The following is a 23,389-nucleotide window of genomic DNA, read 5'->3' as shown; positions in this document are numbered from 1 at the left end:
GGGGAAGTCCATGATCGTGGTCACCGGCGCCACCGGCTCCATAGGCCGGGCGCTCGTCGCCCTGCTCCCGCCCGGCGAGGTCGCCGCCGTCACCCGCGAGCCCGCCGGTCTCGGCGGTCCGTACGTGCCGGGCGACCTGGAACGGCCCGAGTCGATCGCCGCCCACCTGTCGCCCGGCGACCGGCTGTTCCTCAACAGCTCGCTCTGGCCCGGCGTGGTGGACGCCCACCGCGCGGTCGTCGACCTGGCGCGGGAGGCCGGGGTGGCGCAGGTGGTGACGGTCTCCGTACGCCACGCCAGGCCGGGCGGCAGGCTCGGGCAGGACCCGCACGGCCGCATCGACGAGCACCTGCGCGCGTCCGGCCTGCCGCACGCGATCCTGCGGCCCGGCGGGTTCATGCAGAACCTGCCGGGCGAGGTGCGCGACGGCCGCATCCACGGCTCGTACGGCGCGGCCAAGGTCAGCTACATCGACGCCCGGGACATCGCCGCGGCGGCGGCCGCCCTGCTGACCGCGCCGGTGGGCCCGAGCGCCACGTACACGCTCACCGGGCCCGAGGCGCACACCCACGACGAGATCGCCGCGGCGGTCACGGCGGCGATCGGCCGGCCGGTGACCTACGTCGACCTCCCGGTCCCCGCCATGGCCGCCCACCTGGCCGCCCAGGGGGTGCCGCAGCGCGCCGCCACGGAGGTGGCCACGATGATGCGGGAGATGGAGACGGAGGACTGGGCCTCCGTCACCTCCGCGGTCGAGGACCTCACCGGCCGCCCGCCGCGCCCCCTGACGGCCTTCCTCGCCGAGCACGCCCACGCCTTCGGCGCCTGACCTCCTCCGCCGGGCGCGGTCACACGGGGTCGGTGACGCGCACGCGGACGGCCCGGAACTGGGCCGGGGTCTCCTTGAGCACCGCCAGCTTCGGGTCGGGGACCGTCAGGAACGGCTCGGTCTCCAGGGCCAGCAGCGGTGCCAGGCGCGGGTCGGCGCGCAGGGCGTCCACCGCTCTGCGGTCGCCGCCCAGCACGACGGCGTCCAGCTCGTGCGGCGTCAGGACCCGCAGAGCCGTCTCTGCGGCCGCCTCGAAGGCCTTGCCCGCCTGGTTGGACCTGCGGCGGGCGAAGCGCTGCTGCGACCAGCCGCCCGCCGCCGTGCGCCCCTGCACCAGCCGCGACCCGACCTTGGACGCGACCAGCGCGGTCCCGTCGAACACCCCGGCCGCGTATCCTCCGAGCCGCACCAGCACGACCCCCACCCGACGGGCGGCGCGGGAGTGCTCGACGAGCCGGGTGACGTGCGGCGGGCCCGGACGCATCGGCGGGAAGGGCACGTGCAGCTCGGCCACCGCCCCGTCGCGCGCCGTCAGCCGCACCAGGCGGTCGTCGCCGGCGGCCTCGAAGGGCCCGTGGCGGGCGGCGAACCCGTCGATCCACGGATTCAGCCGCTCAGGAGGCACGGAGACCCACCGGCCGCCGCCCTTCGCCGGTCGCGCGTTCATGCCGGAAGGCTAACCGACCGGCGGCGCGCGTTCACCGGCCGGGGAATCTCCGGGGAAATGTCGGTGAATTCCACCGCGGGAGACTGTCGCGGGGTCCCGGACCAGCCCATCATCGCTACGTGTCCTCCCTGCTCACAGGCCCTCTTGTGGATCTCGACACGGGTTCGGTGATCGCCCGGCCGGCGATGCTCGACCCGTCGGGGAATCTGCGGGCCGCGCCGCTGCCGATGGTCCTGGACGTCCCGGTCCAGGTGGTGCTGTCGGGCGCGGTGGCGATGGCCCCGCTGCACGAGGCGCTGCGCCGCGCCGGCCGGCATCCGCGCGAGCTGATCCTGCTGCTGAGCGGCCCGTGCGCGCCGCAGGAGCGCCGGCTGCTCAGGGTGGCGCTCGACGGGCTGCGGGCCCACGGCTACCTGCTCGGATTCGGCGGCGCCGGGACCGAGCACGTGCCGCTCGATTTGATCGCGGACGCGTCCCCGTACCTGGTGGGGATCGCGCCGGAGCTGATCGCGCGGGCGCCCCGCGACCACCGGGCGGTGGCGGCGGCGCGCGCGGTGGTGACGCTGGCGCGCGGCGTGGGCGCGCACGTGCTGGCGCCCGCGATCGAGGACGAGGCGCAGCTGGCCGCGGCGCGCTCGTGGGGCGCGCGGATGGCGACCGGGCCGCTGCTGTCGCCCGGCCCCGACGGGCTGGTACGGGTGCCGCTGGGCACGGCCGACGACCAGCCGGAGGCGACGCTCGGCCCGCGCGTGCAGGAGCTGCTGCTGCCGGCGGTGACGCTGCCCGAGGCGGCGAAGGCGGAGCAGGCGGTGGAGGCGTTCGGGCGCGAGCCGACGATCACCAGCGTGGTCCTGGTGGACGAGTACCAGCGTCCGCTGGGCAGCCTGGACCGCGGCCGGTTCCTGCTCTCGATCGCCTCCCGGTACGGGCACGCGCTGTACGGGTCGAAACCGGCGCGGCGGCTGGCCGATCCGCCCCGCACGGTGCCGCGGACCACTCCGGCGGTGGCGGCGATGCAGGCGGCCGGCCGGGACACCGGCCGCGTCTACGACGACCTGGTGGTCACCGACGAGGTGAACCGCTGCCTCGGCATCGTCCGGATCTCGGACCTGATCAGGCAGGTAACGACTCGCCCGGCGCTCTGGGCAGATCGGCGCGTCCCGGGATAGGAAGGGAGCGTGACGCGGCAGCTGAACAGACGGGCGGTGCTCGGCGCGGGGATGCTCGCCGGGGTGGCGGCCTGCACCTCCTCCCCCGCCCCCGAGCCGTCTCCGGCCTTCGACGCGGACGACTGGGAGTCGGTGCGCGCGCAGTTCACGCTCGATCCGGCGTACGGGCAGTTCGCGGCGTTCGTGCTGGCCCCCGCGCCGGCCCCGGTGCGGGCGGCGATCGAGCGGCACCGCGCGGGCCTGGACGCCGACCCGCACTACCTGCCCGCCGGCAACGCCTCTCCTGACGCCACCATACGGGAGACGGCCGCGCGCTTCGTCGGCGCCGACGCCCGGCAGCTCGCGCTCACCGACAGCACCACGATGGGCCTGGGCCTGCTCTACTCCGGCATGCGTCTCAAGGACGGCCAGGACGTGCTCACCACCGAGCACGACTTCCTCGCCACTCACGAGGGGGTGCGGCTGCTCGCCGACCGCACCGGCGCGAAGGTGCGCAGGGTCAGGCTGTACGACGACCCCGCCCAGGCGTCGGAGGCCAGGATCGTCGAGGCGATCAAGGACGGCCTGGGGCCGCGCACCCGCGTGGTGGCGGTGACGTGGGTGCACTCCAGCACGGGGGTGCGGCTGCCGATCCGGGCCATCGCCGACATGCTGGCCGAGGCCAACCGGGGTCGCGACGAGGCCGACAGGGCGCTGCTGTGCGTCGACGGCGTGCACGGGTTCGGCGCGATGGCCGACGAGATGGGCGACCTGGGCTGCGACTTCATGGCCAGCGGCACGCACAAGTGGCTGTTCGGGCCGCGCGGCACCGGCATCCTGTGGGGCCGGGCCTGGGACGCGCTCGCCCCGGTCATCCCCGGCTTCGGGCGGTCCTCGTTCGTGGCCTGGCAGCGCGGCGAGGGGCCGGCCGAGACCACGGCCGACCTGGCCACGCCGGGCGGCTACAAGGCGTTCGAGCACCGGTGGGCGATGACACAGGCGTTCAACTTCCAGAAGGCGATCGGCAAGGACCGCATCCAGCGGCGCACCCAGGAGCTGGCCACCCGGCTCAAGAGCGGCCTGAGCGCGCTCCCGCACGTCCGGCTGGCCACCCCCGACTCCCCCGGCCTCTCGGCGGGGCTCGTGTGCTGCTCGATCGACGGCATGGACGCGGCCCAGGCGGTGTCCCGCCTGCACGGGCGCAAGGTCATCGCCTCCACCACCCCGTACAGGCCGTCGCTGCTGCGTTTCGGCACCAGCATCGTCACCACGCCCGAGCAGGTCGACCACGCCGTCGAAGCGGTGAAAGGACTCGCCTGACGTCCTCCCGTGAGGGTTCCCGCCTCGGGCACGCGTTTCGCCCGGCCCGCCGCTTCGACCACGGGTTGCGCTACTAGAGCCGGCAGGCGTAGATGTCGGTGACGAGGATGGCGCGGGCGCCGAGGTCCCACAGTTTGTCCATGACCTGCTGGTGGCCCTGGCGGCGGACCATCGCGCGGACGGCCACCCAGCCCTCGCGGTGCAGCGGCGAGACCGTCGGCCCCTCCATGCCGGGCGTGAGCGCGATGGCCTCCTCGATCCGCTCGGCGCGGATGTCGTAGTCCATCATGACGAAGTCGCGGGCGTGCACCACGCCCTGGATGCGGCGGACGATCTGCTGCATGGCGGGCGAGTCGGGGGTGCCGTTCCGCTTGATCAGCACGCCTTCGGAGCGCATGATCGGCTCGCCGAACACCTCCAGCCCGACGTTGCGCAGGGTGGTGCCGGTCTCGACCACGTCGGCCACCGCGTCGGCGACGCCCAGCCTTATGGCGGTCTCGACGGCGCCGTCGAGCTTGATCACGCGGGCGTCGACGCCCTGGTCGGACAGGTACTTCTCGAGCAGCCCGGTGTAGGAGGTGGCCACCCGCAGCCCCTGCAGGTCGTGCACGCTGGTCAGGGTGCCGGCCTTGGCGGCCAGCCGGAAGGTGGAGGCGCCGAAGCCGAGCGGCATGATCTCCTCGACGGGCGCGCCGGAGTCGATGAGCATGTCCCTGCCGGTGATGCCGGCGTCGAGCGTGCCCTCGCCGACGTAGACGGCGATGTCGCGGGGGCGCAGGAAGAACAGCTCGCAGCCGTTCGCCTCGTCGACGACGAACAGCTCCTTGCTGTCTCTGCGGGGCCGGTAGCCGGCCTCCTTGAGCATGGTCTGGGCGGCCTCGCTGAGAGCGCCCTTGTTGGGTACGGCCAGACGTAGCATGTCAGTGGTCCTCGGATGGGTCGCGAAACGTGCGGGACGGGCGGAGGCGGGCGCGGGGCGCCCTAGAGATGCTTGTACACCTCGTCGAGCCCGATCCCCTTCGCGATCATCAGCACCTGCACGTGGTAGAGGAGCTGCGAGATCTCCTCGGCGGCCCGGTCGTTCGACTCGTGCTCGGCGGCCATCCAGCTCTCGGCGGCCTCCTCGACGACCTTCTTGCCGATGGCATGGACGCCGGCGTCGAGCGCGGCCACGGTGCCCGAGCCCGCGGGCCGGGTCTGCGCCTTCTCGGACAGCTCGGCGAACAGCTCTTCGAAGGTCTTCATGATCTCTCTCGTCGTTCGGCAGGAATGCTACTCAAGCCTAGTCTGCGCCAGGCACCGGACTCACCCGCGGCCGGGCGCGTTCCCTGGCGCGTCGCGCCCGGCCTCTCGGGTGGGGTGGTCCGTTCAACCGGCAGTCACCAGGGCACGGGGCCGTCCTCGCTGAAGAACCCACCGGTCGGCCCGTCCGCGTCCAGCGTCGCCAGTCGTACCACGACCGTCGCGCCCTGCGCGGGGGTGAGGAACCCGCGGTGGTCGTTGATGTCCGTGGCGACGTAGCCGGGGGCCGCGGCGTTGACCAGGATGCCGTCCTTCCGCAGCTCGTTGGCGTACTGCACGGTCAGCGCGTTCAGCGCGGTCTTGGAGGGCGAGTACGCGGCCGACTGCGGCAGCCCGCTCAGCGGGCCGCCCGGCTCGCTGTTGACGGCCAGCGACCCGCCGCCGCTGCTGAGGTTGACGATCCGCGGCGCCGGCGACCGCCGCAGCAGCGGGAGCATGGCGTTGGTGACCGCGATCACCCCGAAGACGTTGGTCTCGAACACCGACCGGACCATGTCCAGGTCGACGCCGCTGGGGATCTGGTCGACGGCGTCCTCGGGCGGGACCTGGCCGGAGCCGGTGATGGCGGCGTTGTTGACCAGCACGTCGAGGCGGCCGAACCGCTCCTCGACCCATCCGGCGGCCGCCTCGACGGTGGCGAGGTCGGTGACGTCGAGGGTGACGGCGTGCGCGTCGCTGCCTCCCGCGCGCACCGCCGCCGCGGTCTCCTCGCCGCGCCGCGCGTTCCTGGCGCCGATCAGGACCGTCACGCCCAGTTCGGCGAGTCGCTCCGCGGTCGCCCGGCCGATCCCCTTGTTCGCCCCGGTGATCAGGGCGATCTTCCGGTGTGTGTTCCGCTCGTCCATGGCCAAGCTCCTGTTTCAGTGAGTCTGTCCGCCCCGGGACGAGACAGGCCGGCCGCGCTGTGACATGGACGGCCGATGTCACAGACGGCTGTGCTGTCTCGTCCCGGGTGGCGGAGAAAGCCAGTGACGTGGGGAAAGGTGATGGTCATGCGGGTGTTCGTGGCCGGCGGGGCCGGGGTGCTGGGACGGCGGCTGGTGCGGCGGCTCGTGGCGCGCGGCCACCAGGTGACCGCGACGACGACGGGCGCGGGCAAGCTGGGCCTCCTGGAGCGCCTCGGCGCCGAGGCGGTCGTGATGGACGGGCTGGACGCGGAAGCGGTCGGCGAGGCGGTGGCCAGGGCCCGGCCGGACGTGATCGTGCACCAGATGACCGCCATCGGCGGCAAGCCCGACATCAAGCACTTCGACCGCTGGTTCGCCACCACCAACCGGCTGCGCACCGAGGGGACGGACCACCTGCTGGCCGCCGCCGAGGCGACCGGCGTCTCCCATGTCGTCGCGCAGAGCTACGCCTCGTGGAACGGCATCCGTACGGGCGGGTGGGTGAAGACGGAGGAGGATCCGCTGGACCCGACGAGCACGGGCCAGGGGGCGGCGGCGATCCGCCACCTCGAACAGGTGGTCGCCGCGGCCGGGGGCGCGGTCCTGCGCTACGGCGCCTTCTACGGGCCCGGGGCCACCGACGCCCAGGTCGAGCTGGTGCGCAAGCGGCAGTACCCGGTCATCGGCGACGGCGGCGGCTACAGTTCGTGGGTGCATCTCGACGACGCGGCCGAGGCCACCGTCCTGGCCGTGGAACAGCGGGCGAGGGGCGTGTTCAACATCGTCGACGACGAGCCGGCCCCGGCGCGCGAGTGGCTGCCCTACCTGGCCGCGTGCGCGGGGGCCAGGCCGCCGATGCGGATCCCGGTCTGGCTGGCCAGGCCGCTGGCCGGGAGGACCGCGGTGGCGATGATGACCGAGGGGCGCGGCTTCTCCAACGCCAAGGCCAAGCGGGAGCTCGGCTGGCGGCTGCGCCACCCTTCCTGGCGCCAGGGCTTCAAGGAGGAGCTGGCGTGACCAGGGCGGAGGAGTTCCAGGAGCTGCGGCCGCTGCTGTTCTCGATCGCCTATCGGATCCTGGGCAGCGTGGGCGAGGCCGAGGACGCGGTCCAGGAGGCCTGGCTGCGCTACGACGCCTACCCCGGGCGTCCGGCGTCGGCCAAGGCGTTCCTGGCGGCCACGGTGTCCAGGATCGCGATCGACGTGCTGCGCTCGGCCCGCGTCCGGCGGGAGCAGTACACCGGCCGGTGGTTCCCCGAGCCGCTGCTGGCCGACCCCTACGAGGATCCGGAGCGGTCGGCGGAGCTGGCCGACTCGCTGTCGATGGCGGCCCTGCTGCTGCTGGAGCGGCTCAGCCCGCTGGAGCGGGCGGTCTTCGTGCTGCGGGAGGTGTTCGGGTTCGGCTTCGGCGAGGTCGCCGCGGCGGTGGGGCGCTCGGAGACGGCCTGCCGCCAGCTCGCCGTGCGGGCGCGCCGTCACATGGAGGCGGGACGCGCCCGGTTCGAGACCGACCGCCGCGAGCGGGACGAGCTCGCCGGACGGTTCTTCGACGCCTTCCGTGACGGGGACGTCGACAGGCTGCGCGACCTGCTCGCCGCCGACGTGCGGATGGTCGGCGACAGCGGCGGCAACGCCCCGCTGTGGGGCACGGGCGTCTTCGGCGCCGGCAAGGTGGCCAGGGTCCTGGCCGGGATCGCCGGGCCGTTCGTCCGCATCGGCGGCGTGGTGCAGCCGCACGAGGTCAACGGCCAGCCGGGCGCGATCTTCCGCGACCGGGACGGCAGGATCGTCAACACCCTGACCCTCGACATCCTCTCCGGCCGCGTCCAGACGATCCGCGCAGTGATCAACCCCGACAAGCTCCGCCACCTGGGCCCGGTCGCGGACGCCTGGGCCATCGTCCGCGAAGCCAACCAAGCCCGCCGCCCCACACCCCAGCCATGACACCCGGTCCGCAGCTCGCGAGCGCGAACAACACCCCCCACCGCCCCACACCCCAGCCATAACACCCGGCTCGCAGCTCGCGAGCGCGAACAACACAACCCGCCGCCCCACACCCCGGCCACAACACCCGGCTCGCAGCGCGCGAGCGCGATCAACATGCCCCACCGCCTCCTACCCCGGCCATAACACCCCTGCCCAGCGCCGACCAGCCGCCCCGCGCCCCCCTCCGACCAGTACCCCGCGAACAAACGGCACCCGCTCCGCACCCACACCGGCGCCCCAGCCCGCGATCGCCCTCACGGCCCGCCGTCTCGCCTCCCCCACCCCCGCACCGCCGACGCCGGACCGGCATGACCACCGTCCGCACCTGCGAGCACCCCTTCGGACGAACGGAGCGGGAACTCGAATGCCGCTCCTGCAGACCCCCGTCGTGCAAGCCTCGCCGTACACGCCACTGACCCACACCTCCGAACACACGAACACCCCCGCACCGTTCGACTGAACGGAAACGGGGGCGCTCGCATGACTTGCGGTCGTGCGCGCCTCACCGAACACATCACCCCAGGACCCGCCGTACACACCACTGACCCACACCTCCGCACACACGAACACCCCCGCGCCGTTCGACTGAACGGAGCAGGGGTGTTCGTATGGCGCCGGCCTTGCGTGCCCCGCCGGATGGACGGAACCCGTCACGGGCGGTGTGGGTCAGCGGTCGAAGCTCCGGCCGGAGCTGCCGCGGCGGTAGCCGCCGCCCCTGGTGCCGCGGTCGTCCGAGCGGAAGTTGCCGGGACGGTAGCCGTCGCGGGGACGGTCGTCGGAGCGGTATCCGCCGCGGTCGCGGTCACCCGTGGAGGGGCGGCCGCGGTCGGCGGAGTAGCGGTTGCCGCGGTCGTCGGGACGGAACCCGCCGCCTCGCGTCCCGCGGTCGTCACGGTAACCGCCGCCACGGGGACGGTCACCGTCGCGGGCGGGACGGTCGTCGCGGTAACCACCGCTGGGGCGGTCGTCACGGTAGCCACCGCCACGGGGACGGTCGCCCTCGCGGAAGGGGCGGTCGCGGCGGTCCTCACCGAAGCTGCGCGGCTGCGCGTCTCCGCCGTCGTGGCGGCGCGGGCCGCCGAACGGCCGCTCGCCTTCGTGGCGGCGCTGACCCGAGAAGCCGTCCTCGTGACGCCGGGGGCCGGAGAAACCGTCCTCGTGACGCCTGGGACGACGCTCGCCGTCGAAGTCGCGACGGGGACGGCGGGAGCGGCCGTTGTGGTTGTCGCGGCGCGGGCGCAGGGGCTTGCGGACGTCCGGCTCCCACACGGGGATCGACTCGCCGCTCGGCACGCGGGCGCCGGTGACCTCCGCCACCCGGGGGTGGCCGGGGGTCGCCTTGAGGCGGAACGGGTGGATGCCGGCCCGCCGGGTCAGCGACTCGGTGGAGCGGCGCTCGTTCGGCAGCACCAGCGTGACGACGGTGCCCTTCTCGCCGGCGCGGGCCGTGCGGCCGCCCCGGTGCAGGTAGCTCTTGCTGTCCTGGGGCGGGTCGACGTGCAGCACCAGGCTGATGTTGTCGACGTGGATGCCGCGGGCGGCGACGTCGGTGCAGACGAGCACGTTGACGGAGCCCTCGCGGAACTCGGCCAGGATGCGGGTGCGCTGGTTCTGGCGCTTGCCGCCGTGCAGGCCGCCCGCCTTGACGCCGACCCTGGCCAGCTGCTTGCAGAGGCGGTCGACGCCGTGCTGGGTGCGCACGAAGATGATCGTGCGGCCCTCGCGGTTGGCGATCTCGGCGGTGATGTCGAACTTGTCGTCGCGGGTCACCTGCAGCACGTGGTGCTCCATCGTGTCGACGGGCGAGGTGGCCGGTGCGACGGAGTGGCTGATGGGGTCCTTGAGGAAGCGCTGGACGAGCTTGTCGACGTCGCCGTCGAGGGTGGCGGAGAACAGCAGCCGCTGCCCGCCGGGCGGGGTCTGCGCGAGCAGCTCCGTCACCACCGGGAAGAAGCCGAGGTCGCACATGTGGTCGGCCTCGTCAAGGACGCTGATCTCGATGTCCTCCAGCGAGCACTCGCCCTGCCGGATCAGGTCGCCGAGCCGGCCGGGGGTGGCGATGACGACGTCGACGCCGCGGCGCAGCGCCTCGATCTGCTTGCCCATGGACATGCCGCCGACGACGACCTTCATGCGCAGGCCGAGGCCGCGGCCGAGGGGTTCGAGGGCGTCGTGCACCTGGAGGGCGAGCTCGCGGGTGGGGACGAGGACCATCGCGCGGGGGCGTCCGGGGGCCGGCTTGACGCCGGAGATGCGGGCCATCATGGGGAGGCCGAAGGCGAGGGTCTTGCCGGAGCCGGTCTGGCCGCGGCCGAGCACGTCGGCGCCGGCGAGCACGTCCGGGATGGCCGCGCTCTGGATGGGGAACGGGGAGCCGATGCCCTGCCTGGCCAGGCCGTTCACGAGCGGCTTGGGCAGGCCGAGCAGCTCGAACTCGGACGGGCCCTGCTCGGGGGTCGTCTCGGGCAGGACAGCGTCAAGCATGGTCACGAAATTCGTGCCTTTCAGTCGAAGTGGCACGTCACTTCTGCGAAAGGACGAGCCAGGACGTACGGCGACATTGCCGTACACATTGCAGTGCGCCCGCCATCGGGGCGGAGCTTGGGGGAAGGCGCACCTGAGGGCGCCGGCCGCAGGCGGCGCGGGACGCGCGATGAGGCGTCAGGTGTCCTTGGGTGCCAACACGGGAGAGATCACGCTTATTCCCGAGGAGGATCTCCGGACTTTCCGGGGACCTCCGGCATGCTGAAGCGGCCGGCGCCGAGGCGCCAGCCTCCAGCAGAAAGATCAGACGTTGAAGCCTAGCATACGAAGCTGGTCGCGGCCCTCGTCGGTGATCTTGTCAGGGCCCCACGGCGGCAGCCAGACCCAGTTGATCTTCACATCGGAGACCATGCCGTCGAGCGCGGAGTGCGCCTGGTCCTCGATGACGTCGGTCAGCGGGCAGGCCGCGCTGGTCAGGGTCATGTCGATGGTGGCGACGGGCTTGCCGTCCTGGCCCGGGTCGAGGTTGAGGCCGTAGATCAGGCCGAGGTCGACGACGTTGATGCCGAGCTCGGGGTCGACGACGTCCTTGAGCGCCTCCATCAATTCCTCGACGGTCGCGTCACCGTCGAAGCCGGTCGGGGTCTCGACAGGCTTGCTCATTGTGCAGCACTCCTCACCACAGCGTCCTTGTAGGCCATCCATGACAGCAGCGCGCACTTGACGCGCGCGGGGAATTTGGCCACCCCGGCGAACGCCACCGCGTCGCCGAGCACGTCCTCGTCGGGCTCCACCTGCCCCCTGCCCTGCATGAGGCGGGTGAACTCGTCCACCACGGACAGGGTCTCCCGTACGGTCGAGCCGGTCGTCAGCTCGTGCAGCACCGAGGCCGCGGCCTGGCTGATGGAGCAGCCCTGACCGTCGTAGGAGACGTCTTCGATCTTGCCGGCCTCGCCCACCCTGACCCGCAGCGTGATCTCGTCGCCGCACGTCGGGTTCACGTGGTGAACCTCGGCGTCGTACGGCTCGCGCAGCCCCCGCCCCTGCGGGTGCTTGTAGTGCTCCAGGATCAGCTCCTGGTACATCGACTCGCCGATCATCGCTATGCGAACACTTTCTGGACGTGGTGGAGGCCGCGCACCAGGGCGTCGATCTCGCCCGTGGTGTTGTACAGATAGAACGACGCCCGCGTGGTCGCCGGTATTCCGAACCGCAGGTGCAGCGGGCGCGCGCAGTGGTGACCGACGCGCACCGCGACGCCGAACGCGTCGTCGAGGATCTGCCCCACGTCGTGCGGGTGTATGCCGTCCAGCGTGAACGCGAGCGTGCCGCCGCGCATCTCCAGCGAGTCGGGGCCGATCAGCCGCAGCCCCGGCAGCTCGCGCAGCGCGTCGAGGCCGTACGCGGCGAGCTCGCGCTCGTGGGCCTCGACGGCCGCCATGCCGACCCCGCTGAGGTAGTCGACGGCCGCGCCGAGGCCGATGGCCTCGACGATCGGCGGCGTGCCGGCCTCGAACTTGTGCGGGATGGGGGCGTAGGTCGAGCGGTCCATCCAGACCGCCTCGATCATCTCCCCGCCGCCCAGGAACGGGGGCATGGCCTCGAGCAGCTCGCCCCGGCCCCACAGCACGCCGATGCCGGAGGGGCCGACCATCTTGTGGCCCGTGAAGGCGACGAAGTCGACGCCCAGCGCGGCCACGTCCACCGGGTGGTGGGGCACCGACTGGGAGGCGTCGAGCATCACCAGCGCGCCGGCCTGCCGGGCGCGGGCCAGCACGTCGGCGACCGGGTTGACGGTGCCGAGGACGTTCGACTGGTGAGCGATCGAAATGATCTTCGTCCGCTCGGTGACCAGGTCGTCGAGCCCGGACAGGTCGAGCCGGCCCTCGTCGGTGACGCCGAACCACCTCAGCGTCGCGCCGGTGCGCTGCGCGAGCAGCTGCCACGGCACGATGTTGGAGTGGTGCTCCATCTCGGAGATGACGATCTCGTCACCGGGGCCGAGCCGGAAGCGGTCGTCGGTGTTGGCCGGGTTGCCGAAGGAGTAGGCGACCAGGTTGAGCGCCTCGGAGGCGTTCTTGGTGAAGACGACCTCGTCACGCGAGGGAGCGCCGACGAAAGCGGCGATCTTGTCGCGGGCGCTCTCGTAGGCCTCGGTGGACTCGGCGCCCAGGGCGTGCATGGCACGCCCCACGTTGCTGTAGTGCAGCGCCAGGTGCTCGCGCATGGTCTCGATGACCTGTGTGGGCTTCTGGGAAGAGTTGCCCGAGTCGAGATAGACGAGCGGGCGCCCGCCGGGCAGCTCGCGGGAGAGAACCGGGAAGTCCTTCCTGATCCTCTCCACGTCAAAGCTGGTCTGAGTCATGCAGATGCCTTCGTGTACTGCTCGTAGCCCTCGGACTCGAGCTTGTCCGCCAGCTCCGGCCCGCCCTCCTCGACGATCTTGCCGTTGGCGAAGACGTGCACGAAGTCGGGCTTCACATAGCGCAGGATGCGAGTGTAGTGCGTGATCAGCAGGACGCCGGTCTCGCCGGACTCGCGGAAGCGGTTGATGCCCTCCGACACCACGCGCAGCGCGTCGACGTCGAGTCCGGAGTCGGTCTCGTCGAGCACCGCGATCTTCGGCTTGAGCAGCTCCAGCTGGAGGATCTCGTGGCGCTTCTTCTCGCCGCCGGAGAAGCCCTCGTTGAGGTTGCGCTGGGCGAAGGAGCCGTCGATGGCGAGCGCGTCCATGCCGTTCTTCAGGTCCTTGGCGAACTGGCGCAGCTTGGGCGCCTCGCCGCGGACGGAGGTGACAGCGGAGCGCAGGAAGTTGGACACCGACACGCCGGGGACCTCGACGGGGTACTGCATGGCCAGGAACAGGCCCGCGCGGGCCCGCTCGTCGACCGACAGCTCCAGCAGGTCGACGCCGTCGAGCAGCACCTGACCGCCGGTGATCGTGTACTTCGGATGACCGGCGATCGCGTAGGCGAGCGTGGACTTGCCGGAGCCGTTGGGGCCCATGATGGCGTGGGTCTCGCCCGACTTCACGGTCAGGTTGACGCCGCGCAGGATTTCCTTGTCCTCGACGGCGACCTGCAGGTCACGGATCTCAAGGGTGGACATTGCTTAGGACTCCTTCGAGAGCGAGACGAGCACGTCGTCGCCGTCGATCTTGACTGTGTAGACGTTCACGGGCTTGGTGGCGGGCGGGCCGGTGGGCTTGCCGGTGCGGATGTCGAAGCACGAGCCGTGCAGCCAGCACTCGAGCGTGCCGTCGTAGACGTCACCCTCGCTGAGCCGCACCTCGGCGTGGGAGCAGACATCGTGCAGGGCGAACACGTCGCCGCCCTTGCGCACCAGCGCCACCGGCGTCTCGCCGAGCTCGACGGCGATGACGCCACCGTCGGGGATGTCGCCGATCTGGCAGACCTTCTCGAAACTCATCGGGCGAGCTCCGCCTCCAGCGCCGCCATGACGCGGTCGCGGATCTCCTGGATCTGGATCTTCTCGACGAGCTGGCCGAGGAAGCCCCTGATGACCAGGCGGCGCGCCTCGTCGTACGGGATGCCCCGGGCCTGGAGGTAGAACAGGTGCTCGTCGTCGAGCCGGCCGGACGTGGAGGCGTGCCCCGCGCCGGCCACCTCGCCGGTGAGGATCTCCAGGTTGGGCACCGAGTCGGCGCGGGCGCCGTCGGTGAGGATGAGGTTGCGGTTGAGCTCGTAGGTGTCGGTGCCCTCGGCCGCGACCCGGATGATCACGTCGCCGATCCAGACGGCGTGCGCGTCCTCGCCCTGGAGGGCGCCGCGGTAGTCGACGTTGCTCTTGCAGTTGGGCTGCGAGTGGTCGACCAGGAGGCGGTGCTCCAGGTGCTGACCGGCGTCGACGAAGTAGACGCCGGTGAGGTCGGCGTCGCCGCCGGGCCCGTCGTAGGACACGCTGGGCGACAGCCGGACCAGGTCGCCGCCGAGCGTCACCACGAAGCTGCGGAAGGTGGCGTCCCTGCCGAGCCTGGCGTGGTGGTGGCTGACGTGGACGGCGTCGTCCTGCCAGTCCTGCAGGCTGACCACGCGCAGCGTGGCGCCGTCGCCTACGGCGAACTCCACGTTGTCGGCGTAGACCGCGCTGCCCTGGTGGTCGAGCACGATCACGGCCTCGGCCATCGGCTCGACCTGGACCAGCAGGTGACCGTACGCGGCGCCGTCGCCCGCGCCGGTGAGCGTGACGACGGTCGGCTTGGACGTGACGGCCTCGCGCGCCACCGTGAGCACGGTCGCCTTCTCGAAGGCGTTGAACGCCTGCGCGCTGACCCGGTCGGCGGGCACGTAGACCTTGCCGAGCCGCGGGTCGTCGCGGCCCACGGTCTCGACGGTGACCTCGGGCGCGGCGTCCACGTCGACCTTGACGTGGCCCTCGGCCACGGCCTTGCCGTCGTGCAGGCCCTTCAGGCGCGAGAGCGGGGTGAAGCGCCACGCCTCCTCGCGCCCGGCCGGCACCTCGAAGTCGGCCAGGTCGTACGACGCCTTCTCGTGCAGGGTCGACAGGGGCTTCTCGTTCAGGCCCATCAGCCGACGGCTCCTTCCATCTGCAGCTCGATCAGCCGGTTGAGCTCGAGTGCGTACTCCATGGGCAGCTCGCGCGCGATCGGCTCGACGAAGCCGCGCACGATCATCGCCATCGCCTCGTCCTCGTCGAGCCCGCGGCTCATGAGGTAGAACAGCTGGTCCTCGCTGACCTTGGAGACCGTGGCCTCGTGGCCCATCGAGACGTCGTCCTCGCGGACGTCGACGTACGGGTAGGTGTCGGAGCGGCTGATCTGGTCGACGAGCAGGGCGTCGCACTTGACGGTGCTGGCGCTGCCGTGGGCGCCCTCCTCGATCTGCACGAGACCGCGGTAGGAGGTGCGTCCGCCGCCGCGCGCCACCGACTTGGAGATGACGGTGGAGCTGGTGTGCGGGGCGAGGTGGACCATCTTGGACCCGGCGTCCTGGTGCTGGCCCTCGCCCGCGAACGCGACGCTCAGGGTCTCGCCCTTGGCGTGCTCGCCCATGAGGTAGACGGCGGGGTACTTCATCGTGACCTTGGAGCCGATGTTGCCGTCGATCCACTCCATGGTCGCGCCCTCGTAGGCGACGGCGCGCTTGGTGACCAGGTTGTAGACGTTGTTGGACCAGTTCTGGATGGTCGTGTAACGGCAGCGGGCGTTCTTCTTCACGATGATCTCGACGACCGCGGAGTGGAGCGAGTCGGACGAGTAGATCGGCGCGGTGCAGCCCTCGACGTAGTGGACGTAGCTGTTCTCGTCGACGATGATCAGGGTCCGCTCGAACTGGCCCATGTTCTCGGTGTTGATCCGGAAGTAGGCCTGCAGCGGGATCTCGACCTCGACGTTCGGCGGCACGTAGATGAACGAGCCACCGGACCACACGGAGGTGTTGAGCGCGGCGAACTTGTTGTCGCCGACCGGGATGACGGAGCCGAAGTACTCCTTGAAGAGCTCCTCGTGCTCCTTCAGGCCCGTGTCGGTGTCGACGAAGATGACGCCCTTCTCCTCGAGGTCCTCACGGATCTTGTGGTAGACGACCTCGGATTCGTACTGGGCGGCGACGCCGGCGATGAGGCGCTGCTTCTCCGCCTCGGGGATGCCGAGCTTGTCGTAGGTGTTCTTGATGTCGGCGGGCAGCTCGTCCCAGGACGTCGCCTGCTTCTCCGTCGAACGCACGAAGTACTTGATGTTGTCGAAGTCGATGCTGGTGAGGTCGGAGCCCCACGTCGGCAGCGGCTTCCTGTCGAACAGGCGGAGGCCCTTCAGGCGAAGGTCGAGCATCCATTCCGGCTCGTTCTTCAGCGTGGAGATGTCGCGTACGACCTCCTCGGACAGGCCTCGCTTGGCCGCCGCGCCGGCGGCGTCGGGGTCGGCCCAGCCGAACTTGTAATTCCCGAGGCCTTCCAGCTCCGGGCGGTCGGTGACAGTCACCCTCCGGTCTCCTTGCTCTTCTCGCGAGTGCTTTTCTCGGCAGTTGCTCTATGTGGGACCCCCAGCGTCTGGGGGCTCACGTGCGTGGTGCAGACCCCGTCGCCGTGCGCGATCGTGGCCAGCCGCTGCACGGGGGTGCCGAGCAGCTGCGCGAACGCCTCCGTCTCGGCCTCGCACAGCTGCGGGAACTCCGCGGCCGCGTGGGCCACCGGGCAGTGGTGCTGGCAGAGCTGGTCGCCGCCCGACTTGGCCTTGGTGGCCGAGGCGGCGTAGCCCTCCGCGGACAGAGCCTGGGCCAGCACCTGGACGCGCTGGTCGGGTGGCACCTGCCGCATGACCGGCTCCAGCCGCCGCAGCAGGCCTGAGACCTGTGTGCGGGCGAAGTCGGCCACCGCCTCCTCCCCCAGACGCGCGGCCAGGAAACGCAGCGCGCTCCCGGCCAGGTCGTCATAGGCGTGCTCGAAGGCGCTGCGCCCCGCGTCGGTGATGGCGAACAGCTTGGCCGGACGCCCGCGCCCCCGCTGACCGCGCGGCCGCACCGTACGGGGTTCGATCATCCCGTCGGCGAGCAGCGCGTCGAGGTGGCGGCGGACGGCCGCGGGCGTGAGCCCGAGCCGCTCGCCCAGCGCCGACGCGGCGATGGGCCCGTGCTCCAGAATGAGCCGGGCGACGCGCGCACGGGTGCTGCGCTCGCTGCCTGGCTCTATCAAGGGCACGTTTTTCACAACATCAGTGTGCCCTAATTCCTTCCCGGTCCACAAACGGTTCCGAGCAGCGGGTCAATGCAATTTCTCACTCAGGTAAGGCTTACCTAACAGACTTCGGGGCCATGATCGCGAAGACCACGGCGGAACAGGCGAACAGACCGGTCATGACGACGGCCATGGGCAGCGCCGTGTCCGCGCCGAACAGCCCGACGAACGGCGCCGCGACCGCGCCCAGCGCGAACTGCAGCACGCCGAGCAGCGCCGAGGCCGCTCCGGCCACCTGCGGCGGCTGGCCGGCCAGGGCCAGCGCGCCGGTGCCCGGCAGGATCAGGCCCTGGCCGCACATGATGACGAACAGCCCGGCCACGACCCCGGTCAGCCCGAGCCCGATGACGACGGCCAGCAGCAGGAGCGCCCCACCGGCCAGGGCGACGCCCAGACCGGCGAGGATGAGCCGGACCTGCGGCACCCGCCCGGCCAGGCGCCCGCCGACCTGCGACATGGCGATCAGGCCGAACGCGTTGAGCCCGAAGATGAGCGAGTACTGCTGCGGCGAGGCTCCGTACACGTCCTGGAGGACGAACGGCGAGCCGGAGATGTAGGCGAACATGGCGCCGAACGCGAGCCCGGCGGTCAGCGCGCTGCCCATGAACGGCCGGTCGCGCAGCAGGCGCCGGAAGCTGCGCAGGGTGTGCCTGAACCCGCCGCTCTCCCGCTGGTCGGCCGGGAGCGTCTCGCGCACCCCGGCCAGCACGGCCAGCATCAGCACGAGCCCGGCCAGGCTCAGCGCCACGAACACGCCCCGCCACGAGGTGAACTCCAGCAGTTGCGCCCCGGCGATCGGCGCCAGGATCGGCGCCAGGCCGCTGACCAGCATGAGGCTGGCGAAGATGCGGGCGATGGCCGCGCCGTCGTACAGGTCGCGCACCACGGCGCGCACGATGACCAGGGCCGCGCCGCCGAGCATGCCCTGCACCAGCCGCAGCGCGATGAGCACGGGCACGGACGGGGCGAACGCGCACAGGAGCGAGGCCACCATGAACCCGCCCACGCCGACGATCAGCGGCACCCGCCGGCCGCGCACGTCGCTGAGCGGCCCGGCCACCACCTGACCGACGGACACGCCGACGAGGCAGGCCGTCAGCGTGAGCTGGACCTGGGCGGGGACGCTGAGCATCTCCTCGGTGATGGCGGGCAGCGCGGGCAGGTACATGTCGATGGACAGGGGCCCGATCGCGGAGAGCGCGCCGAGGATGAAGAGCAGGAGCCCCGCGCGGCGGCGGCTCTCCTGGACGACCGGTTGCGCGGCTTCTGCCACGGACATGCGCGTTTACCTCTCCATGCGGGCCGGATTGTGAGATGCGGACATGAACCGAGAGGACTAAACCCGTTTCTGGTAATACTCATTCCCGGTTTCCGGAAATTTCCGGTAAACGTATGGTTCTTAGGTGAAACCTCCCTGACAAGCCGACGCGGGGCTGACCGGCGAACCACCCCCGGCGGTCCCTAGACTCGTGCTCATGACATCCCCAGCCGTCGAGATCGTCGACCTCGTGAAGCGGTACGGAAGCACCGCCGCGATCGACGGGCTCACGCTGAGCGCCGCCCGCGGCGCGGTGACGGCCGTCCTCGGCCCCAACGGCGCGGGCAAGACCTCGACGGTGGAGATCTGCGAGGGGTTCCGCACCGCCGACGGCGGCACGGTGCGGGTCCTGGGCCTGCCGCCCGCCTCGGCCGCGCTGCGCCCCCGGGTCGGCGTCATGCCGCAGTCGGGCGGCGTGCCGCCCGCCGCGCGCTGCGGCGAGTGGCTCCGGCTGGTCTCGCGCTTCCACGCCCGGCCGCTGGATCCGGGCGCCCTGCTGTCCAGGCTGGGCCTCTCCGATCACGTACGGACCCCGTTCCGGCGCCTGTCGGGCGGGCAGCAGCAGCGGCTGTCGCTGGCCGCGGCCGTCATCGGCAGGCCCGAGCTGGTGTTCCTCGACGAGCCCACGGCGGGGCTCGACCCGCAGGCGCGGCATGCCTGCTGGGAGCTGGTGGGCGAGCTGCGCGCCGCCGGGGTGTCGGTGGTGCTGACCACCCACCACATGGACGAGGCGGAGCGGCTGGCCGACCACGTGGTGATCATCGACAGGGGCCGGGTGGTGGCCGAGGGCAGCCCGGCCGCGCTGACGGGGGCCGAGCGGCAGCTCCGGTTCCGCGCCCGCCCGGGGCTGGCGCTGGAGGAGCTGCTCAACGCGCTGCCGATCGGCAGCGCGGCCAAGGAGTCGCCGTCCGGCCACTACATCGTCGAGGGCCAGGTCGACCCCGGGCTGCTGGCCACCGTGACCGCCTGGTGCGCGGCGGAGGGCGTGACGGCCGACGACCTGCGCATCGAGCGGCGCACGCTGGAAGACGTGTTCCTGGAGCTGACGGGCAGGGAGCTGCGGTGACGACACCCACACTCGACTTCACGCCCGCACCGGGGGCGGCGCCGTTCCCGCGGATGGTGCTGGCGCAGGCGGGGGCCGAGATCCGCGGCATGCTGCGCAACGGCGAGCAGCTCCTGCTCACCATGATCATCCCGGTGCTGCTGCTGGTCGGCTTCTCGGTGGCGCCGCTGATCGACGTGGGCGGCGGCAGCCGGGTCGACTTCCTGGCGCCGGGTGTGCTGGCGCTGGCGGTGATGTCGACGGCGTTCACCGGCCAGGCGATCGCGACCGGGTTCGAGCGGCGCTACGGGGTGCTGAAGCGGCTGGGCGCGACCCCGCTGTCCAGGAGCGGGCTGATGCTGGCCAAGACGGTGGCGGTGCTCGCGGTGGAGGCCGTCCAGGTGGTGGTGCTCGTCGCGGTGGCGCTGTCGCTGGGCTGGAGCCCGCAGGGCTCGCCGGTGGCCGCGGTGCTGGGCTGCGCGCTGCTGGTGCTGCTGGGCACCGCCGCCTTCAGCGGGCTGGGGCTGCTCATGGCCGGCCTGCTGCGGGCCGAGGCGACGCTGGCCGCGGCCAACCTGGTCTACCTGCTGCTGCTGGCGGCGGGCGGGGTGGTGTTCCCGCTGGCGAAGTTCCCCGAGTCGGTGCGGCCCGTGCTGGAGCTGCTGCCGATCTCGGCGCTGACAGGCGGCCTGCGCACCGTGCTCGGCGGCGGCGCGCTGCCGGTGGCCGCGGTGGCGGTGCTGGCCGCGTGGGCCGTCGTCTCCCTCGTGCTGGCCGCCAGGACCTTCCGCTGGGAGTGATCATTCGGGGCGGGGCGCGGCGTCCTCCTCGGGAGCGCGCGCGCCGTAACGGCGGCGGCTGACCGCGGCGACCACCGTGAGCGGCGCGGCGACGGCCGCGGCCAGGCCGAACAGCAGCCCGTACGATCCGCTCCCGGCGAGCGGACCTGCTGCCCACGAGGCGACGGCGCTGCCCATGAACAGGCACGACGCGAAGAACGCGACCGTCGTGCCGCGCGCCTGCGGCACCACCGAGGTGGCCCAGGTCTGCAACGACGAGTGCATGAACGACCAGCCTCCCCCGAGCAGCAGCGCGGTCAGCGCGACCGTGCCGAGGTTCGCCTCCACGGCCACGATCGCGTACCCGGCGCACATCTGGGCCCCGCCGATCAGGATGAGCGACCACACCGGCCGGCCTCCCGCCAGCCGCTTGACCACCTGGGAGAACAGGTAGACGCCCAGGCCGTAGGCGGCCGCGGCCAGGCCGGCCAGCGCGGAGGAGACGCCCTGGTGCTGCAGGACCGTGGCCAGGAACGTCAGCATGCCGAGCAGCACCGCGCCCTCGACGAACGCCAGCGCGAACACCAGCAGGGCCCACGGGCGGCGCAGCACCGCGCCGACGTGCCTGCCCAGGCCGCCGATCTCGGCGCGCGGCGGCTCGGGCAGCGTCCGCAGCGCCACGGCGCAGGCCAGCGCGCACACCGCGGGCACGGTGAACGCCGCCCGCCAGCCGGCCAGGTCGCCCAGCACGCCGCCGAGCCCGGTGGCCAGCGCGGTGCCCAGCGCCATCAGGCCCATCAGGTCGGACAGGGCGCGCTGCCGTACCGACACCTGGAACGTGTCCCCCACGTACGTCAGCGACGTGGGGATGACCGCGCCGAAGCAGGCGCCCGCGGCGACCCGGGCGACGATGAGCGCGGGCAGCGCCGGCATGGCCGCCGAGGCCAGGCCCGCGAGCCCGGCGCCGAGCAGGGCCAGCCGCATCACCCGCACCCGCCCGAACCGGTCCGACAGCACCCCCCAGACCGGCTGCGACACCCCGTAGGCGAGGTAGTAGCCGCTGGCCACGGCCACCGCGGTGGCCAGCGGGACCTCCAGCTCGGCCGCGATGAGCACCAGGAGCGGCGTCACGACCAGGCGGTCGAAGCTGCTGACGAACGAGGCGGCGGCGAGCGCGGCCGGCGGCAGGGTGAGGGTGACGGGCGGGGCTGAGGCGCTCATGTGCTCCTGCATCCGTTTGAGGGGATATTGATCAGTAAAACACCCTCTGACAGGAATGTCGGGCGAGGTCGGTACGCTTCAGGGCGTTGTGTCCGATACGAGGAGTTCCGTGCCCGCCTTCACCCTTGACGACCCGGTCGACCGCGGCCTGCCCCGGCCGGGGAACCTGCTGCGCACCGCCGCCGACTCCATCCCGCCGTCCGGGCTGGTGCTGCTGGCGATCTTCTCGGTGCAGCTCGGGGCCGGGTTCGCCAAGCAGCTGTTCACGGCGCTGCCGCCGAGCGCGGTGGTGTTCCTGCGCATCGCCATGGGCGCGCTGATCATCGGCGCGGTGGCGCGGCCGAGGCTGAAGGGCATGGCGTGGCGCGACTGGGCCGTGGGGATCGGGTTCGGCGTGACGCTCGCGCTGATGAACCTGACCTTCTACGAGGCCCTGGCGCGGCTGCCGATGGGGGTCGCGGTCGCCATCGAGTTCCTCGGCCCGCTGGGCGTGGCGGTGGCCGCCTCCCGGCGGCGGCTGGACCTGGTCTGGGTGGGGCTGGCCGGGACCGGGGTGGTGCTGCTCGCGCCCTGGGGCGAGTCGGCGTCGGCGAGCTGGGTGGGCATCGCGTTCGCGCTGGCGGCGGGCGCCTGCTGGGCGGCCTACATCCTGCTGTCGGCGGCGGCCGGGAGCCGCTTCCCCGGCACGACAGGGCTGGCGTTCGCGATGGTGGTCTCGGCCGTGGTCGTCGCGCCGGTGGGGGTCGTCTCCGGCGGGGCCGACCTGCTCCGGCCCGAGCTGCTGCTGATCGGGCTGGGCGTGGGGCTGCTGTCGTCGGTGATCCCGTACTCGCTGGAGCTGAACGCGCTGCGCCGGATGCCGAAGCACGTGTTCGGCATCCTGATGAGCCTGGAGCCCGCCGCGGCCGCGCTGATCGGCGTGCTGGTGCTCAGCGAGGTGCTGCACGTCCAGCAGTGGGTGGCTGTGGTGTGCATCGTCGCGGCCAGCCTCGGCACCACCAGGGCGGTGCGGCGGCGCTAGCCCTCGCGGGCCGCCCAGATGCCCCTGACGTGCCGGATGTGCTCGCTCATGATGTGCTCGGCGGCTCGCTCGTCGCCGCCCTTGAGCGCGTCGAGCAGCGCGAGGTGCTCCCTGGCGGAGTCGGCCAGCATGCCGCGCTCCGACAGCTGTGACAGGCCGTAGAGGCGGGCGCGGGTGCGCAGGTCCTTGACCACCTCGACCAGGTGGCCGTTGCCGGACAGGCCGAGCAGCTCCAGGTGGAAGCGCAGGTCGGCGTCGACGTAGGCGAGCAGGTCGCCCCGCTGGGCGGCGGCGAGGATCTCCTCGGCGGCCGGGCGGAGCCGCTCGAAGTCGGCGGCCCGGCCGGCGTCGGCCATCCGGGCGACCGTCGGCACCTCGATGAGCTCGCGGATCTCGGTCAGCTCGTCCAGGTCGCGCTCGGACAGCTCGGTCACCCGGAAGCCCTTGTTGCGCACGGCCTCCACCAGGCCCGCCTTGGCCAGGTCGAGCATGGCCTCGCGGACCGGCGTGGCGGAGACGCCGAACTGGGCCGCCAGCACCGGCGCCGAGTAGACCACCCCCGGCCGCATCTCGCCGGTGATCAGCGCCGCCCTGAGCGCCTGCGCCACCTGCTCGCGCAGGCTCTGCCGCTCGCCCACCATCGGCAGGTCGAGCCGGTCCTCGGCAGCCATC

24 protein-coding genes are annotated in these 23,389 nt (G+C 72.2%); 8 read left to right on the top strand and 16 right to left on the bottom strand.

Annotated features, from left to right (window positions below):
* The first annotated feature begins 10 nt into the window (after nt 1-10).
* Entirely contained in the window at nt 11-829 is an 819-nt protein-coding gene (locus KME79_RS29640; RefSeq protein WP_219547707.1) for an NAD(P)H-binding protein, read from the top strand.
* Nucleotides 830-848: 19 nt separating this feature from the next.
* Here KME79_RS29640 and KME79_RS29635 read toward each other — a convergent pair whose 3' ends face one another.
* Nucleotides 849-1,496, bottom strand: coding sequence for an acVLRF1 family peptidyl-tRNA hydrolase (locus tag KME79_RS29635; protein ID WP_219547700.1), 648 nt, complete (start codon nt 1,494-1,496; stop codon nt 849-851).
* A gap of 119 nt (nt 1,497-1,615) precedes the next feature.
* Between KME79_RS29635 and KME79_RS29630 the strand changes: the two genes are divergently transcribed.
* Both KME79_RS29630 and KME79_RS29625 read left to right on the top strand, forming a co-directional pair.
* Nucleotides 1,616-2,665, top strand: coding sequence for an EAL domain-containing protein (locus KME79_RS29630; protein WP_271275617.1), 1,050 nt, complete (start codon nt 1,616-1,618; stop codon nt 2,663-2,665).
* A gap of 9 nt (nt 2,666-2,674) precedes the next feature.
* Nucleotides 2,675-3,964 carry an aminotransferase class V-fold PLP-dependent enzyme gene (locus KME79_RS29625; protein ID WP_219547698.1) on the top strand — a complete coding sequence of 430 codons (1,290 nt, stop codon included), beginning with the start codon at nt 2,675-2,677 and terminating at the stop codon, nt 3,962-3,964.
* Nucleotides 3,965-4,037: 73 nt separating this feature from the next.
* Here KME79_RS29625 and hisG read toward each other — a convergent pair whose 3' ends face one another.
* The 3 genes from hisG to KME79_RS29610 all read right to left on the bottom strand — a co-directional run bounded on the left by hisG (nt 4,038) and on the right by KME79_RS29610 (nt 6,111).
* A complete protein-coding gene (gene hisG, locus KME79_RS29620; protein ID WP_148031309.1) occupies nt 4,038-4,883 on the bottom strand; it encodes an ATP phosphoribosyltransferase in 846 nt (281 codons plus the stop codon).
* Between the two features lie 62 nt (nt 4,884-4,945).
* The gene (locus KME79_RS29615) at nt 4,946-5,209 is read right to left on the bottom strand and encodes a phosphoribosyl-ATP diphosphatase (protein WP_148031308.1); all 264 of its coding nucleotides are present in this window, start codon (nt 5,207-5,209) and stop codon (nt 4,946-4,948) included.
* 134 nt (nt 5,210-5,343) lie between these two features.
* Nucleotides 5,344-6,111, bottom strand: coding sequence for an SDR family oxidoreductase (locus KME79_RS29610; protein ID WP_219547696.1), 768 nt, complete (start codon nt 6,109-6,111; stop codon nt 5,344-5,346).
* 147 nt (nt 6,112-6,258) lie between these two features.
* Here KME79_RS29610 and KME79_RS29605 point away from each other — a divergent pair, with 147 nt between their 5' ends.
* Both KME79_RS29605 and KME79_RS29600 read left to right on the top strand, forming a co-directional pair.
* Nucleotides 6,259-7,170, top strand: a complete 912-nt coding sequence (locus KME79_RS29605) for an NAD-dependent epimerase/dehydratase family protein (RefSeq protein ID WP_219547694.1) — start codon at nt 6,259-6,261, stop codon at nt 7,168-7,170.
* Entirely contained in the window at nt 7,167-8,096 is a 930-nt protein-coding gene (locus KME79_RS29600) for an RNA polymerase sigma-70 factor (protein WP_219547692.1), read from the top strand. Before KME79_RS29605 ends, KME79_RS29600 begins: the two co-directional genes overlap by 4 nt.
* Nucleotides 8,097-8,804: 708 nt before the next feature.
* On the opposite strand, the gene KME79_RS29595 is transcribed toward KME79_RS29600, so the two are convergent.
* The 10 genes from KME79_RS29595 to KME79_RS29550 form a co-directional block, all read right to left on the bottom strand.
* Nucleotides 8,805-10,622: a DEAD/DEAH box helicase gene (locus KME79_RS29595; protein ID WP_219547690.1), complete on the bottom strand. Its 1,818-nt coding sequence runs from the start codon at nt 10,620-10,622 to the stop codon at nt 8,805-8,807.
* Between the two features lie 303 nt (nt 10,623-10,925).
* Nucleotides 10,926-11,285 carry a metal-sulfur cluster assembly factor gene (locus KME79_RS29590; protein ID WP_148031303.1) on the bottom strand — a complete coding sequence of 120 codons (360 nt, stop codon included), beginning with the start codon at nt 11,283-11,285 and terminating at the stop codon, nt 10,926-10,928.
* Nucleotides 11,282-11,722, bottom strand: coding sequence for a Fe-S cluster assembly sulfur transfer protein SufU (sufU, locus tag KME79_RS29585; RefSeq protein WP_148031302.1), 441 nt, complete (start codon nt 11,720-11,722; stop codon nt 11,282-11,284). Before sufU ends, KME79_RS29590 begins: the two co-directional genes overlap by 4 nt.
* A gap of 2 nt (nt 11,723-11,724) precedes the next feature.
* Nucleotides 11,725-12,987: a cysteine desulfurase gene (locus tag KME79_RS29580; RefSeq protein ID WP_148031301.1), complete on the bottom strand. Its 1,263-nt coding sequence runs from the start codon at nt 12,985-12,987 to the stop codon at nt 11,725-11,727.
* Nucleotides 12,984-13,730 carry a Fe-S cluster assembly ATPase SufC gene (gene sufC, locus KME79_RS29575; RefSeq protein ID WP_148031300.1) on the bottom strand — a complete coding sequence of 249 codons (747 nt, stop codon included), beginning with the start codon at nt 13,728-13,730 and terminating at the stop codon, nt 12,984-12,986. The genes KME79_RS29580 and sufC overlap by 4 nt, the downstream gene beginning before the upstream one ends.
* 3 nt (nt 13,731-13,733) lie before the next feature.
* Nucleotides 13,734-14,051 (bottom strand): non-heme iron oxygenase ferredoxin subunit, encoded by a 318-nt coding sequence (locus tag KME79_RS29570; RefSeq protein ID WP_148031299.1) that lies wholly within the window; start codon nt 14,049-14,051, stop codon nt 13,734-13,736.
* Complete coding sequence (sufD, locus tag KME79_RS29565) at nt 14,048-15,169, bottom strand: Fe-S cluster assembly protein SufD (protein ID WP_148031298.1); 1,122 nt, start codon at nt 15,167-15,169, stop codon at nt 14,048-14,050. The genes KME79_RS29570 and sufD overlap by 4 nt, the downstream gene beginning before the upstream one ends.
* Complete coding sequence (gene sufB, locus KME79_RS29560; protein ID WP_148031297.1) at nt 15,169-16,581, bottom strand: Fe-S cluster assembly protein SufB; 1,413 nt, start codon at nt 16,579-16,581, stop codon at nt 15,169-15,171. The genes sufD and sufB overlap by 1 nt, the downstream gene beginning before the upstream one ends.
* On the bottom strand, nt 16,578-17,297 hold the full coding sequence (locus KME79_RS29555; protein ID WP_148031296.1) for a helix-turn-helix transcriptional regulator: 720 nt from the start codon (nt 17,295-17,297) through the stop codon (nt 16,578-16,580). The genes sufB and KME79_RS29555 overlap by 4 nt, the downstream gene beginning before the upstream one ends.
* A gap of 91 nt (nt 17,298-17,388) precedes the next feature.
* Nucleotides 17,389-18,612, bottom strand: a complete 1,224-nt coding sequence (locus KME79_RS29550; RefSeq protein WP_219547688.1) for a multidrug effflux MFS transporter — start codon at nt 18,610-18,612, stop codon at nt 17,389-17,391.
* Nucleotides 18,613-18,808: 196 nt separating this feature from the next.
* Here KME79_RS29550 and KME79_RS29545 point away from each other — a divergent pair, with 196 nt between their 5' ends.
* A complete protein-coding gene (locus KME79_RS29545) occupies nt 18,809-19,717 on the top strand; it encodes an ABC transporter ATP-binding protein (RefSeq protein ID WP_148031294.1) in 909 nt (302 codons plus the stop codon).
* Nucleotides 19,718-19,770: 53 nt separating this feature from the next.
* On the top strand, nt 19,771-20,496 hold the full coding sequence (locus tag KME79_RS29540) for an ABC transporter permease (protein WP_219547778.1): 726 nt from the start codon (nt 19,771-19,773) through the stop codon (nt 20,494-20,496).
* On the opposite strand, the gene KME79_RS29535 is transcribed toward KME79_RS29540, so the two are convergent.
* Complete coding sequence (locus tag KME79_RS29535) at nt 20,497-21,696, bottom strand: MFS transporter (protein ID WP_219547686.1); 1,200 nt, start codon at nt 21,694-21,696, stop codon at nt 20,497-20,499. It lies immediately after the preceding gene.
* A 109-nt stretch (nt 21,697-21,805) separates the two neighbouring features.
* On the opposite strand from KME79_RS29535, the gene KME79_RS29530 reads away from it, so the two are divergent.
* On the top strand, nt 21,806-22,717 hold the full coding sequence (locus KME79_RS29530; RefSeq protein WP_308249096.1) for an EamA family transporter: 912 nt from the start codon (nt 21,806-21,808) through the stop codon (nt 22,715-22,717).
* Here KME79_RS29530 and KME79_RS29525 read toward each other — a convergent pair.
* A complete protein-coding gene (locus KME79_RS29525) occupies nt 22,714-23,388 on the bottom strand; it encodes a GntR family transcriptional regulator (RefSeq protein ID WP_148031291.1) in 675 nt (224 codons plus the stop codon). The two genes, KME79_RS29530 and KME79_RS29525, sit on opposite strands and share 4 nt — an antisense overlap.
* Between the last annotated feature and the right edge of the window lies 1 nt (nt 23,389).

It is taken from the genome of Nonomuraea harbinensis (assembly GCF_019396385.1).
Classification (GTDB): Bacteria; Actinomycetota; Actinomycetes; order Streptosporangiales; family Streptosporangiaceae; genus Nonomuraea; species Nonomuraea ferruginea.
The sequence above is the reverse complement of the archived record's forward strand: the minus strand, read 5'-3'. Positions and strand labels throughout refer to the sequence as shown.

What these genes read in the sequence shown, in the direction of transcription:
- KME79_RS29640 (WP_219547707.1), top strand. Translation starts at nt 11, where the DNA reads ATGATCGTGGTCACCGGCGCCACCGGCTCCATAGGCCGGGCGCTCGTC.
- KME79_RS29635 (WP_219547700.1), bottom strand. Translation starts at nt 1,496, where the DNA reads ATGAACGCGCGACCGGCGAAGGGCGGCGGCCGGTGGGTCTCCGTGCCT.
- hisG (WP_148031309.1), bottom strand. Translation starts at nt 4,883, where the DNA reads ATGCTACGTCTGGCCGTACCCAACAAGGGCGCTCTCAGCGAGGCCGCC.
- KME79_RS29615 (WP_148031308.1), bottom strand. Translation starts at nt 5,209, where the DNA reads ATGAAGACCTTCGAAGAGCTGTTCGCCGAGCTGTCCGAGAAGGCGCAG.
- KME79_RS29610 (WP_219547696.1), bottom strand. Translation starts at nt 6,111, where the DNA reads ATGGACGAGCGGAACACACACCGGAAGATCGCCCTGATCACCGGGGCG.
- KME79_RS29605 (WP_219547694.1), top strand. Translation starts at nt 6,259, where the DNA reads ATGCGGGTGTTCGTGGCCGGCGGGGCCGGGGTGCTGGGACGGCGGCTG.
- KME79_RS29595 (WP_219547690.1), bottom strand. Translation starts at nt 10,622, where the DNA reads ATGCTTGACGCTGTCCTGCCCGAGACGACCCCCGAGCAGGGCCCGTCC.
- KME79_RS29590 (WP_148031303.1), bottom strand. Translation starts at nt 11,285, where the DNA reads ATGAGCAAGCCTGTCGAGACCCCGACCGGCTTCGACGGTGACGCGACC.
- sufU (WP_148031302.1), bottom strand. Translation starts at nt 11,722, where the DNA reads ATGATCGGCGAGTCGATGTACCAGGAGCTGATCCTGGAGCACTACAAG.
- KME79_RS29580 (WP_148031301.1), bottom strand. Translation starts at nt 12,987, where the DNA reads ATGACTCAGACCAGCTTTGACGTGGAGAGGATCAGGAAGGACTTCCCG.
- sufC (WP_148031300.1), bottom strand. Translation starts at nt 13,730, where the DNA reads ATGTCCACCCTTGAGATCCGTGACCTGCAGGTCGCCGTCGAGGACAAG.
- KME79_RS29570 (WP_148031299.1), bottom strand. Translation starts at nt 14,051, where the DNA reads ATGAGTTTCGAGAAGGTCTGCCAGATCGGCGACATCCCCGACGGTGGC.
- sufD (WP_148031298.1), bottom strand. Translation starts at nt 15,169, where the DNA reads ATGGGCCTGAACGAGAAGCCCCTGTCGACCCTGCACGAGAAGGCGTCG.
- KME79_RS29550 (WP_219547688.1), bottom strand. Translation starts at nt 18,612, where the DNA reads ATGTCCGTGGCAGAAGCCGCGCAACCGGTCGTCCAGGAGAGCCGCCGC.
- KME79_RS29545 (WP_148031294.1), top strand. Translation starts at nt 18,809, where the DNA reads ATGACATCCCCAGCCGTCGAGATCGTCGACCTCGTGAAGCGGTACGGA.
- KME79_RS29540 (WP_219547778.1), top strand. Translation starts at nt 19,771, where the DNA reads ATGGTGCTGGCGCAGGCGGGGGCCGAGATCCGCGGCATGCTGCGCAAC.
- KME79_RS29535 (WP_219547686.1), bottom strand. Translation starts at nt 21,696, where the DNA reads ATGAGCGCCTCAGCCCCGCCCGTCACCCTCACCCTGCCGCCGGCCGCG.
- KME79_RS29525 (WP_148031291.1), bottom strand. Translation starts at nt 23,388, where the DNA reads ATGGCTGCCGAGGACCGGCTCGACCTGCCGATGGTGGGCGAGCGGCAG.